At 62.7% G+C, this 12,476-nt stretch carries 9 protein-coding genes; 4 read left to right on the top strand and 5 right to left on the bottom strand.

Features of this window, described 5'->3' with window-relative positions; translation table 11 throughout:
• Nucleotides 1-85: 85 nt before the first annotated feature.
• Both ACQZ2L_RS04190 and ACQZ2L_RS04185 read left to right on the top strand, forming a co-directional pair.
• Nucleotides 86-484: a YbaY family lipoprotein gene (locus tag ACQZ2L_RS04190; RefSeq protein ID WP_430324787.1), complete on the top strand. Its 399-nt coding sequence runs from the start codon at nucleotides 86-88 to the stop codon at nucleotides 482-484.
• Nucleotides 485-519: 35 nt separating this feature from the next.
• Nucleotides 520-1,209, top strand: a complete 690-nt coding sequence (locus ACQZ2L_RS04185) for a DUF4197 domain-containing protein (RefSeq protein WP_430324786.1) — start codon at nucleotides 520-522, stop codon at nucleotides 1,207-1,209.
• Between the two features lie 55 nt (nucleotides 1,210-1,264).
• Here ACQZ2L_RS04185 and ACQZ2L_RS04180 read toward each other — a convergent pair whose 3' ends face one another.
• From ACQZ2L_RS04180 to ACQZ2L_RS04165, 4 genes are all read right to left on the bottom strand, one after another.
• The gene (locus ACQZ2L_RS04180; RefSeq protein WP_430324785.1) at nucleotides 1,265-4,318 is read right to left on the bottom strand and encodes an efflux RND transporter permease subunit; all 3,054 of its coding nucleotides are present in this window, start codon (nucleotides 4,316-4,318) and stop codon (nucleotides 1,265-1,267) included.
• 6 nt (nucleotides 4,319-4,324) lie between these two features.
• Nucleotides 4,325-5,425, bottom strand: coding sequence for an efflux RND transporter periplasmic adaptor subunit (locus tag ACQZ2L_RS04175; RefSeq protein ID WP_430324784.1), 1,101 nt, complete (start codon nucleotides 5,423-5,425; stop codon nucleotides 4,325-4,327).
• A gap of 1,099 nt (nucleotides 5,426-6,524) precedes the next feature.
• Nucleotides 6,525-7,850: an MFS transporter gene (locus ACQZ2L_RS04170; protein WP_430324783.1), complete on the bottom strand. Its 1,326-nt coding sequence runs from the start codon at nucleotides 7,848-7,850 to the stop codon at nucleotides 6,525-6,527.
• Nucleotides 7,851-7,928: 78 nt separating this feature from the next.
• Complete coding sequence (locus ACQZ2L_RS04165; RefSeq protein WP_430324782.1) at nucleotides 7,929-8,906, bottom strand: hydroxyacid dehydrogenase; 978 nt, start codon at nucleotides 8,904-8,906, stop codon at nucleotides 7,929-7,931.
• A 231-nt stretch (nucleotides 8,907-9,137) separates the two neighbouring features.
• On the opposite strand from ACQZ2L_RS04165, the gene ACQZ2L_RS04160 reads away from it, so the two are divergent.
• Nucleotides 9,138-9,815 carry an RraA family protein gene (locus ACQZ2L_RS04160; RefSeq protein ID WP_430324781.1) on the top strand — a complete coding sequence of 226 codons (678 nt, stop codon included), beginning with the start codon at nucleotides 9,138-9,140 and terminating at the stop codon, nucleotides 9,813-9,815.
• A gap of 131 nt (nucleotides 9,816-9,946) precedes the next feature.
• Entirely contained in the window at nucleotides 9,947-11,128 is a 1,182-nt protein-coding gene (locus tag ACQZ2L_RS04155; RefSeq protein WP_430325153.1) for an MFS transporter, read from the top strand.
• A gap of 4 nt (nucleotides 11,129-11,132) precedes the next feature.
• Here ACQZ2L_RS04155 and ACQZ2L_RS04150 read toward each other — a convergent pair whose 3' ends face one another.
• On the bottom strand, nucleotides 11,133-12,467 hold the full coding sequence (locus tag ACQZ2L_RS04150; RefSeq protein WP_430324780.1) for an MFS transporter: 1,335 nt from the start codon (nucleotides 12,465-12,467) through the stop codon (nucleotides 11,133-11,135).
• Between the last annotated feature and the right edge of the window lie 9 nt (nucleotides 12,468-12,476).

Here is a 12,476-nt window from a genome sequence, read left to right as displayed (position 1 = left end):
GCCGCGACTGCCGCGACCTTGGCAGGAAAATCCGCTACAGTCCCCGGGGTTGGTCACAAGCCGACCCCAGGACTACGGAGAATCCATGAAAAAGCTCTTTATGCTGTGCTGCGCCTCTCTGCTTGCAGCCTGCTCCAGCAACAGCCCCGCACCCCAGGCCAGCCTCGATGGCGAAGTGTTCTACCTGCAGCGCATTGCCCTGCCGCCAGCCGCTACGCTCAGCGTCAGCCTGCAGGATGTGTCGCTGATGGACGCCCCGGCCGTAACCCTAGCCAGCCAGGCTGGCCCGATCAAGGGCAACGTGCCGCTGCCGTTCCACCTGAGTTATGACCCCGCTCAGGTCAAACCGGGCCATCGCTACGCGGTCAGCGCCCGCATCGAGCATGAAGGCCAGTTGCTGTTCATCAGCACCGAGCAGCACAGCGTCGCACTCGACGGCAGCGACCAGCAGCCGCTGCGGATCAAAGTCGATCCGGCTCGCTGAGCCCAGCACCTATTCACTGTCATAAGGAATACCCCATGATTCGCTCCTCCCTGCGCTTCGGCGGCCTCTGCGCTGGCCTGCTGTTGTCCGCCAGTGCGCTGGCCCTGTCGCTCGGCGACCTTAGCCAGCAGGACGCTACCGGCGGCCTGAAAGACGCCCTCACCCAAGGCGCCCAAGTGGCGATCAAGCAACTCGGCACCCCGGGTGGCTTCAGCAACAATCCTGATGTGCGCATCGAGCTGCCAGGCAACCTCGGCAAAGCCGCCAAGGCAATGAAGATGTTCGGCAAGGGCGACCAGGTGCAAGCGCTGGAAGACAGCATGAACAAGGCCGCCGAAGCCGCCGTGCCGCAGGCCCAGGCGATCCTCGTCGATGCGGTGAAGAAGATGAGCGTGACCGATGCCAAGGGCATCCTCAGCGGCGGTGAGGACTCCGCCACGCAGTACCTGAACAAGAGCAGCCGCGAGCAGATCCGCGCCAAGTTCCTGCCGATCGTCAAGGCTGCCACCGACAAGGTCGGCGTGGTCCAGCAGTACAACAGCTTTGCCGGTCAAGCCTCGGCCCTGGGCCTGGGCAGCAGCAAGAGCGCCAACGTCGAAAGCTACGTTACCGAGAAGGCCCTCGATGGCTTGTTCGAGATGATTGCCAAGCAAGAGCAGAGCATTCGCCAGAACCCGGCGCAGGCTGCTACCAGCCTGGCCAAGAAAGTCTTTGGCGCCCTTTGAGGCCCTTCGCGGGCGCGCCTGCTGCAGATTGGCAGCAGGTGCGCCCAAGCGCCCCTTACGTTTCCTTCCTGACCTTGAACCATGCCGCATACAGCGCCGGCAGGAATAGCAGCGTCAGCACCGTGGCAACGATCAATCCGCCCATGATCGCCACCGCCATCGGCCCGTAGAACACGCTGCGGGACAGCGGAATCATCGCCAGCACGGCGGCCAGTGCCGTCAGCACGATTGGCCGGAAGCGTCGCACCGTGGCCTCGATAATGGCTTGCCAGCGCTGCATGCCTGCAGCGATGTCCTGCTCGATCTGATCGATCAGGATCACCGAGTTGCGCATGATCATCCCGGCCAGGGCAATGGTGCCGAGCATGGCCACAAAGCCGAACGGCTGGCGGAAGATCAGCAGGAACAGCGTCACCCCAATCAACCCCAGCGGTGCGGTGAGGAACACCATCACCGTGCGCGAAAAGCTGCGCAGCTGGATCATCAACAGGCTCAACACCACCACGATGAACAGCGGCATGCCGGCATTGACCGACTTCTGCCCGCGCTCGGAGTCCTCGACGGTGCCGCCGACCTCAAGCAGATAGCCGTCCGGCAGGCTGGCACGCACCTGCTGCAACGATGGCTCGATTTGCTTGACCAGCGTTGCCGGCTGCTGCTTGTCGTAGATATCGGCGCGCACGGTCACCGTCGGCAGGCGATTACGATGCCAGATGATGCCTTCCTCAAAGCCGTATTCGAGGGTTGCCACCTGCGACAGCGCCACGCTCTGGCCGTTATCGGTCGGTACCGCAAGGCTGGCCAGGTTACCCAGGTCGCCACGCGCCTCGGCCGTGCCGCGCACCAGAATCTCGATCAGTTCGTTGTCTTCGCGAAACTGGCTGACTGAACTGCCGGTCAGCGAGCTGCGCAGGAAGCTCGCCAACTGGGCAGTACTCACCCCCAGCGCCCGCGCACGTTCCTGGTCAATTTGCAGGAACACCGCCTTGCTCGGTTCTTCCCAGTCCAGGTGCACGTTCACCACGTGCGGGTTCTCCAGCACCTTGCTTGCCACTTCCCGGGCCAGCGCGCGGACCTTCTCGATGTGCTCGCCGGTAACCCGGAACTGCACCGGGTAACCGACCGGCGGGCCGTTTTCCAGGCGCGTGACCCGTGAGCGCAATTGCGGGAACTGCTCATCCAGGGTCGCGATCAACCAGCTACGCAGCGCCTCGCGATCTTCCAGGGATTTGGCCAGCACCACGAACTGGGCAAAACTGGCAGCCGGCAATTGCTGGTCCAGCGGCAGGTAGAAGCGCGGCGAACCGGTGCCGATGTAGGCCACATAGTTGTCGATGCCGGCCTGGTTCTTGAGCAGGCCTTCGAGGCGCTTGACCTGTTCGGCGGAATTACTCAGCGAGGCGCCTTCGGCCAGTTTCAGGTCAATCATCAGCTCCGGCCGACCCGAAGCCGGGAAGAACTGCTGCGGCACGAAACGGAACAGCAGGATGCTGCCGACGAACGCGGCGATGGTCAGCAGGATCACCGTCTTGCGCCGGCGCACGCACCACTCGACCACACGCCGCACGCGCTGATAGAACGGCGTCGCGTAAGGGTCAGTGTGGCCGCGCGCGGCATGCAGCTTGGCCAGATCCGGCAGCAAGCGCTCACCCAGGTACGGCACGAACAGCACCGCCGCGACCCATGAGGTCAGCAGGGCAATGGTCACCACCTGGAAAATCGAGCGGGTGTATTCGCCGGTACTGGAGGCCGCCGTGGCGATTGGCAAAAAGCCCGCCGCGGTAATCAGGGTGCCGGTGAGCATCGGAAACGCCGTGCTGGTCCAGGCATAACTGGCCGCCTTGAGCCGGTCGTAGCCCTGCTCCATCTTGATCGCCATCATTTCCACAGCAATGATCGCGTCGTCGACCAGCAGGCCCAGGGCCAAGACCAGCGCACCGAGGGAAATCTTGTGCAGGCCGATGCCGAAGTAGTGCATGGCGGCAAAGGTCATTGCCAGCACCAGCGGAATCGCCAGCGCCACCACCAGCCCGGTCCGCAGGCCGAGCGAGAAGAAGCTCACCAGCAGCACGATCACCAACGCCTCGACCAGCACCTGCACGAACTCACCGACCCCGGCCTTGACCGCCGCCGGCTGGTCGGACACCTTGCGCAGCTCCATGCCGGCCGGCAGGTTGTGTGCCAGCCGAGCGAACTCGACCTCCAAGGCCTTGCCCAGCACCAGAATATCGCCGCCGTCCTTCATCGCCACGGCTAGGCCGATGGCGTCTTCACCCATGAAGCGCATGCGCGGCGCCGGCGGGTCGTTGAAGCCACGGTGCACCTCGGCGACATCGCCGATACGGAAGGTGCGCTCGCCGACCCGGATCGGGAATTGGCGGATCTGCTCGACACTGTCGAAGCGGCCACTGACGCGCAGTTGCAGGCGTTCGCTCGGGGTCTCGAAGAAGCCCGCGCTGCTCACCGCATTCTGCTCTTGCAGCGCCTGCTGCACGGCTGCCAGCGGTACGCCAAGGGTAGCCAGCTTAAGGTTGGACAGCTCGATCCAGATCTTTTCATCCTGCAGGCCGATCAGCTCGACCTTGCCGACATCCTTGACCCGTTGTAGCTGGATCTGGATGCGGTCGGCGTAATCCTTGAGCACGGCGTAGTCAAAACCTTCGCCAGACAACGCATAGATATTGCCGAAAGTGGTGCCGAACTCGTCATTGAAGAACGGCCCCTGGATCTCCGGCGGCAAGGTGTGGCGGATATCCGCGACCTTCTTGCGGATCTGGTACCACAGCTCGGGGATGTCCTTGGAGTGCAACGAGTCGCGGGCCATGAAGGTGACCTGCGACTCGCCTGGGCGCGAGAACGAGACGATCTTTTCGTACTCGCCGGTTTCCATCAGCTTCTTTTCGATGCGCTCGGTAACCTGACGCGACACCTCTTCGGCGCTCGCGCCCGGCCAGATGGTACGGATCACCATGGCCTTGAAGGTAAACGGCGGATCCTCGCTCTGCCCCAGCTTGGTGTAGGACATCGCACCAATCGCGGCCAGCAGGATCATCAGGAACAGTACGATCTGGCGATTGCGCAGCGCCCAGGCGGAAAGGTTGAAACCCATCGGGACTTACTCCTTGGCCGCCAGATCCACATCACGATTACTGCGGTCGACCGGCCGCACCTGTTGGCCCTCGCGCAATACATGACCACCGGCCGCGACAATCCAGTCACCCGGCGCCAGCCCTTCAAGCACCGGCACGCTGTCGGCGCCGTAGGCACCCAGGCGCACCGCAACGCGCTGCAGGCGTTTGTCCTTGTCTACCCGCCACACATAGGCCTGGCCCTGCTCGGCGGTTACCGCCGACAACGGCAGCGCCAATGCCGGCTGGCCTTCATGGGCAACGAATACCCGGGCGCTTTGGCCCAGCTCAGCAGGGGCCTTGCTCGAGTCAAAGGCGATGCGTGCGGCAAAGGTCCGCGAGCGCGGATCGGCTGCCGGGGACAGTTCGCGAATGCGCGCGGGGTAACGCTGATTGGGCTGCGACCACAGTTCGACACTGACGGCCTGGCCGACGGCAAAGCGCGCGAACTGCTGCTCAGGCAGGCCGATGACCACTTCACGTTCGCCATCTGCTGCCAGGGTAAACACCGTCTGCCCTGCTGCGACAACCTGGCCGACCTCGACCTGACGCTTGGAAATCACCCCTGCCTGCGGCGCACGCAGCACTGCGTAGTCGGCCTGGTTGCCGGCCACGTCAGCCTCGGCCTGCGCCTGCTTGAGGCGGGCGAGGCCTGCGCGGTAAAGGTTTTCGGCATTGTCGAACTGCGAGCGACTGACCATCTGCCGGTCGAGCAGTTTCTGATAACGCTCACGTTCGGTCTGCACCAGCGCCAGGTTGGCCTGCGCGGCGGCGAGCTGGGCACGGTTGGCTTGCAATTGCAGGCGTACATCCTGTGGGTCGAGTTCGGCCAGTGGCTGATCAGCCTTGACCCGCTGGCCCTCTTCAACCAGACGTTTGCTGACTTTGCCGCCAATGCGGAAGGCCAGCTCAGGCTCGAAGCGGGCGCGCACTTCGCCAGGATAGCTGTCGGCGGCAGCGCTGGCCGGCTGCGGCTGCACCACCAGGGCCGGACGCGGCGCGGCGGGCGGCGCGGCCTCCTGACCACAGGCGGCCAGCAGCAAGGCTGCAGCGGCGGGCAAAGCAATTGACCAGGCATTACGCAACATGATGGGGGACCGTCCGTGTGAGGCAGTTCTAATATTTATACTGGCGAGTATATTAAATCAGCTGTGCGGTGGCGGGAAGTCGGGGGCAGGTAGAAATTATTGGGTGGTGATTAGTGTATGTGGATGCTGGACATCTGGCGGCGCGGGCCGGGGTTGCGGCGTTGAGATGATGGTGTTATCCAGTTCATTAGTAGATGGTTCCGGCCCCTTTCGCCTTTACGGCGAGTCACTTTTTTGGCAAACGCCCCAAAAAAGTAACCAAAAAAGGGCTCGCTCCCACATACGGCCCCTGCGCTGCGCTTCGGGGTTCCCTCACTCCGGCATTGCTCCCGGGAGGACCGCGCTGAACGGGCCATCCTGGCCCGCAGCGCTTGCCGGCCATCCATGGCCGGCACCTCCCTTCGCAATGCCTGCGTTCGGCCTCCTGAGGTCGCTGGTAGATCAAGATCAAAATCAAGAGCACGCCTCGCTGCGCTGGCGCAGAGCGGGATTGGTGTGGCTGGATCATTTTCATCAGAGTTGAGATTGCCGGGGCTGCTGCGCAGCCCTTTCGCGACACAAGGCCGCTCCTACGCCGACCGCGTCCGCCCAGATTATCGCGGTCCCTGTAGGAGCGGCCTTGTGTCGCGAAAGGGTCGCGCAGCGGCACCGGCAATCCAACGGCCAACCACCATCGCGAAATCCATACTGCCCCGCTCTGCGCCAGCGCAGCGAAGCGTGCCGTTGATCTTGATCCACCGGCGACTCAGGAGGCCGGAGCGAGGGAACCCCGCAGCGCAGGGGCCGGATGTGGAGCCAAGCCCTTTTTGGTTACTTTATTGGGGGTTTGCCAAAAAAGTGACTCGCCGTAAGGGCGAAAGGGGCCATTAAGCCCACCACAAAACCGGATAAGCCCGCAGACCACAGGCGACCCCAATCAAATCCCCAGGCGAGCCAAAGCCGGCAGTAGCAGCCAGGGTGACGCCAGACTAGTCAAACAGGATCTACAGCTGTTCCGCAAACGCTGCTACAGCTACGGCCACAATGACGCATGCCGGAAAACGACAATGCCCACGCTCCTCAGTGAGAAACGCGGGCATCGGAGCACAGCTGACGTGAGTTACTTGGCGACGACCGCGCTGCCCGCCTGTTTCTCGAGTTGACGTTTGCGGCCGATTACCAGGACCGCGATGCCAGCCACGCTACACAACGCCGCCAACGGCATGAGCGCCAGCGCGTAGCTACCTGTGGCATCGTGGATGGCCCCGTAGACGTTGACCATGATGCCGCCACCAATCAGGTTGGCCATGGCACCCACCGCTGCCAGCCCGGCAGCCGCGGTTGACGAGGACAGCCAACCCGATACCAGCGCCCAGAACGGGCCTTTCATCGAGTACGCCCCGACCAACACCATGGTCAGCATCACCACCGTTGCCGGCAAGGACGATGTGAACAAGGTCATCAGCAAGCCTGCGGCGATCAACAGCATGGTCATCGCGGTGTGCCAGCGACGCTCGCCGGTACGGTCGGAGCTGCGCCCCCAGATGATCATCAAGACCGAGGCAATACCGTACGGAATGGCATTGACCAGGCCGATTTCCATGGAAGTCAGGCCAAAGGTCTTCAGCAGTTGCGGCGCCCACACACTCATGGTGCTGCCTGCGGCGGATGCGCCGGAATAGATAAGTGCCAGCACCCAGATGTCTTTGTGGCGCAGCAGTTTCCATAGCGAAATGTGGCCGATAGCCGTCTTTTTCGAGGCTTCATCTGCCAGCCGCTGGATGAGCCAGCCGCGTTGCTCGTCACTCAGCCATTTGGCCTGCTCGGGACGGTCGGTCAGCACGAACAGACAGGCGATGCCCAGCAGTACCGCTGGAATGCCTTCAAGAATGAACAGCCAGTGCCAGCCGCGCATGCCCATCCAGCCATCCAGACTCAGCAGCAGGCCCGACAACGGTGAACCGATGAAGTTGGCCGCAGGGATCGCCACCATGAACAACGCAACCATGCGCGCGCGGTAGGCAGATGGCAGCCAATAGGTGAGATACAGCAGCACCCCCGGGAAGAAGCCCGCCTCGGCGGCGCCAAGCAGAAAGCGCATCACGTACAGGGAGTTGGCGCCTTGGACGAAGGCCGTGCCTGCCGAGATCAGGCCCCAGGTGATCATGATTCGAGCGATCCAGATCCGTGCGCCATAGCGTTGCATGGCCAGGTTGCTGGGCACTTCGACCAGGAAGTAGGCAAAGAAGAACAGGCTGCTGGCGAAGCCGAAGATCTTCGCGGTGAGCTGCAGGTCCTCGTTCATCTGCAGCGAAGCCATGCCGATGTTGCCGCGATCGATGATCGCGATCAGGTAGCAGATGATCAGGAATGGCAACAGACGCCAGGCGACACGACGCATCGTGCTGCGTTCGAGTTCATCGGGCTGGAACGTGGTTGAAGTCATGGTGCTCTCCAATTGTTTTTTTTCTGGAGCGTGGCGGATGCGGCCCTCTTCAGGGGAGGACCGCACAGATACATGTAATCAGTGGGCGAACAGGTGACGGTTGACTACGCAGCGCGGATCCAGCGCCTGACCCGCCCACACCTCCAGAATCTGTTGGAGTGCTACCAGCCCCACGCGGTCACGCGCCTCGCTGGTATTGGCACCGACATGCGGCGTGGCGACCAGGGTAGGCAGCCCCCAGAGCGGGCTATCGGCCGGTGGCGGCTCGGGGCTGAAGGTGTCCAGGCCAGCGCCGGCGATGCGCCGTTCGCTGAGGGCCTTGACCAGTGCCTTGGTGTCGATCAACTCGCCACGGGCGGTGTTGATCAAGATCGCGTTCGGGCGCATGCGCTCCAGCTGAGCGGCGCCGATCAGGTTGTGGTTGGAGTCGGTCAGGGGGCAATGCAGGCTGATGATATCGCTCTCAGCCAGCAAGCGATCGAAGTCCTCTTCGCGCTCGACATGCGATCGCTCAGGCAACTGCTTGAGGTAAGGGTCGAACACCTTGACCTTCATCCGCAACGGAGCCACCAGATCCATCAGGATGCCACCGATCGAGCCCAGGCCAACCAAGCCCAGGGTTTTGCCCGCCAGCTCGATGCCATTGGCAGAAGCCTTGTCCCAATGGCCGTCACGCATGCGCGCATCCAGCAACGCAGTTTGCCGGGCCACGCTGAAGATCAAGGCAAAGGCAAGCTCGGCTACCGATTGGGCATTGGCGCCGACCGCAATCGATACCGGGATGCGGCGGTCCGCAGCTGCCTGGATATCGATGGAGTTGTAACCCACGCCATGCTTGGCGATGACCTTGAGGTTATCCGAAGCCTCGATCATGGCGCGGGTCATCTGGCCTTGGCGGACCACGATGGCATCGGGCTGTTCAGCACGAATGATGGCTTCCAGCTCGTCCGCCGGCAGGTACGGCGTGGTGGGGACGATTCTGACGCCTTGTTCGGCGGCGAGGTTCATGGCCTCGAGGGCAAGCTCGGGGCCGGTCAGCAGAATAGTACGAGACATCGTGGATACCTTGTTCTTGTAGGGGCAGTCCAGAGACAGTCTGCCGCTGGGCTGCGGCATGCCTGAACACTAGCATAATGAAACGACGTTGCAAGAAGTTTATAAAACCGTCAAAACCCACCCAGTTACGGTGACTAAAAATGTATTGCTAAGGTTTAAATGCAATGCCATTCTAAAAACAGATTCGGCAGCAGTCGATGACACCTAATAAATCCAAGAGAGGTATGTCACATGAGCATTGGCTTCCAAGTGCTTGAGCGCGCTCGCAAAGTCGGGGATGAGTGGGTCGCACGCTACCGTGAGGTGCCGGTCGCCAACGTCAGCGACTCGATGAATCGGATGACGGCTGGCGGTGCCCGCCTGCGTCCGATGCACCGCGAAGGCGTGCTGTGCGGTCCAGCCCTGACCGTCAAGGCCCGCCCTGGTGACAACCTCATGCTGCATTACGCCATCGACATTGCTCAGCCAGGCGACGTCATCGTGGTCGATGCCGGCGGCGATCTGAGCAACGCCCTGATCGGCGAGATGATGGTGGCTTATGCGGTCAAACGCGGCGTCGCCGGTATCGTCATCAATGGTGCCATCCGTGATGCGGCCAACATCGGCGCGGGTGATTTCCCGTTGTTCGCCGCAGGCATTTCGCACCGTGGCCCGTACAAGGACGGCCCAGGCGAGATCAATGTGCCGATCGCCATCGATGGTATGGTGATCGAGCCCGGTGATCTGATGATTGGCGATGACGATGGCCTGCTGTGCGTGCCCTATGACCATGTCGCTGACGTCTACGCTCGCGCCACTGCCAAGCACGCTGCCGAAACCGCACAAATGGAACACATTGCCCGAGGCACCAATGACCGCTCCTGGGTTCTGGCGTCCTTGAAAAACAAAGGTTGCCTGCTGCCAGGCTGATTGATCATGGGCTGCGTATCTTGCGATGGGGTGCGCAGCAGCTGAAAGATCGGTGTGAGCGGTGGGTCTATTGAGGATTCGCACACTTGTCCGATTCACCATCAGCGCATCGCAAGCGCTGGCCCGCCGCCGTGCGGGCACTCGCGCATCGCAATTTTCAGATCTATTTCGCCGGCCAAGGCGTCTCCACACTCGGTAAATGGGTACAACAGGTCGCATTGGCCTGGCTGGCCTATCACCTGACCGGCTCCGCCGTGCTCCTGGGGTTGATCACCTTTCTCTCGCTGGCGCCGCAACTGCTCATCGGCCCGTTGGCTGGCGCGTGGATCGACCGGCACGACAAGCGTCGCCTGCTGATCTTCGTGCAATGTCTGTTGATCGTGCAGTCGCTGGTGCTGGCGCTAGCGACCTGGCGTGAGTGGGTCGATGGCCCGTTCATCGCCGTCATGGCCTTGTTGCTCGGCGTACTCAATGCCCTGGAAACGCCGCTGCGCCAGGCACTGATCGGCAGCTTCGTCGACGACAAGGCCGACCTGCCGAATGCGCTCGTGCTCAATGCCATGCTGATCAACGCCGCGCGATTCGTCGGCCCGCCGCTGGCCGGCGGGCTCATCGCCCTGGCCGGCGAAGCTGCCTGCTTCGCCCTCACTGCCGTAACCTTCCTGGCCCTGCTCGGCGGCTTGCTGAAGGTACGCGGCACTGAAAGCCCCAAGGCCAGCGGCTCCACCACACAGGTGTTTCGTGAAGGGCTGGCATACATGTGGCAGACGCGCAATGTGCGCCAGCTGCTGATCAATGTGATCATGGTCAACCTGCTCGCGTCCTGCTACGCAGCGCTGCTGCCGATTCTGGCGCGAGCAGTGTTCGCGGGCGATGCGCGGGTGCTTGGCTGGTTGTGGGGCGCTGCCGGCGCGGGCGCGTTCGCCGCCACGCTGGTGCTTGCCGTGGGCGGCACCCTGCCGCGCCTGCGCCGGTTCACCAATGCCGGGGCCCTCCTGTGCGCCGTAGCGCTGATCGGTCTGTGGCTGGCGGGTTCGCTGCCGCTGGCCTTGCTGGCGCTGGGGCTGTTGGGCTTTGGCATCACCTTGAGCAATGTCAGCACCAACATGCAGCTGCAAAGCGACGCACCCGGCCACTTGCGCGGTCGGGTGATCGCCTTCTATATCGCCATGCGTTTCGGTTTTGAGGCCCTGGGCGGCATGGCCGCGGGCTTGATCGCAGCACGCTGGGGAGCTCCGGCGACCCTGGGGGTCGCCGGAGCTGTGCTGGTGACGGCGTTGATAGCGCAATACAGCGTGGGTCGCCGCAAGTGAGCTGTCAGGCGGCCTGACCCTGGCCGTCAGATGCCTGCCGCTTGGCGGGGTCGCCCAGCCAGAGCATCAGGCAGGTGCCGAGCAGCAGGATCGATGCCACGGCAAAGAACGGCATGCTGAAGCTGTTCGTGGCGTCCTTGATCAGGCCGATCAGGAACGGCCCGGTAAAGCCGCCCAGGTTGCCGATCGAGACAATCATTGCCAGACCACCAGCGGCGGCGCGGCCGGTCAGGATGGTCGACGGTATGGCCCAGAACGTGGCCTGGAATGACAGGATGCTGGCGACTGCCACACACAGACTGGCGATTTTCAATACCGGCTGGTCAATCAGTGCCGCGGTCACCAGCGCTACAGCAGCCAGTGCCAGCGCGCTCACCACATACGGCAAACGATGCGCACTGCGGTTGGCCAGGCGTGCCCACAGGGTCATGGCGACCGCGCCAAGCAGGTATGGCAAAGCCACCACGAAGCCGACCACACCGCTGCCGATGCCCAGGCCCTTGATGATCTGCGGCAGCCACATGCCGATACCGACCGAGCCAACGATGCAGCAGAAGTTGATCGCCGCCAGGGTAAACACCTTGGGGTTGGTGAATGCGCTGCGCAACGTATTGCCGTGGGCACCGCCGATGGCCTGCTGCTCCTGGGACAGGCGCTGGGTCAGCCAGGCTTTCTCGCGCGCGCTGAGCCATTTCGCCTTGGCCGGCGTATCCACCAGCACGAACAGGCAGGCAATCCCCAACAGCACGGCGGGCAGCGATTCGGTGACCAGCAGCAGCTGCCAGTTTTTCAGGCCCCACACACCATGCTGCTCCATCAACCAGCCGGACAGTGGCGAGCCGATGATGTTGGCAACCGGAATACCCAGCAGGAACGCTGCAGTAGCCTTGGCCCGCCATTTGCCGGGGAACCAGTAGGTAAAGAACAAGTACACCCCGGGAGTGAAGCCGGCCTCGGCCAGCCCCAGCATGAAGCGCGCGATACTGAAGCTGATCGGCCCTGTGGCGAACGCGGTGGCCATGGAAATCAGCCCCCAGGTGATCATGATCCGGGCAATCCATACCCGCGCACCAAACCGCTGCATGAGCAGGTTGCTGGGGACTTCGAACAGGAAATAGCCAAAGAAGAACAGGCCTGCCGCCCAACCGAACATGGTCGCAGTCAAACCGAGGTCCTGGTTCATGCTCAGCGCCGCAAAACCGACGTTGGTACGGTCCAGGTAGCTGATCACGTAACAGATGAAGATGAACGGTATCAAACGCCAGAGGATGCGGCGCATCAGCCGGTCGCCCTCGGCGTCGCTGAGCGGCGCCTGGGCGGGGGTGTTTTCGTGGGTCATGTCGTCACT

This window comes from Pseudomonas shirazensis, assembly GCF_050496565.1.
Taxonomy (GTDB): Bacteria; Pseudomonadota; Gammaproteobacteria; order Pseudomonadales; family Pseudomonadaceae; genus Aquipseudomonas; species Aquipseudomonas shirazensis_A.
This window is presented reverse-complemented; position numbering and strand designations above follow the sequence as displayed.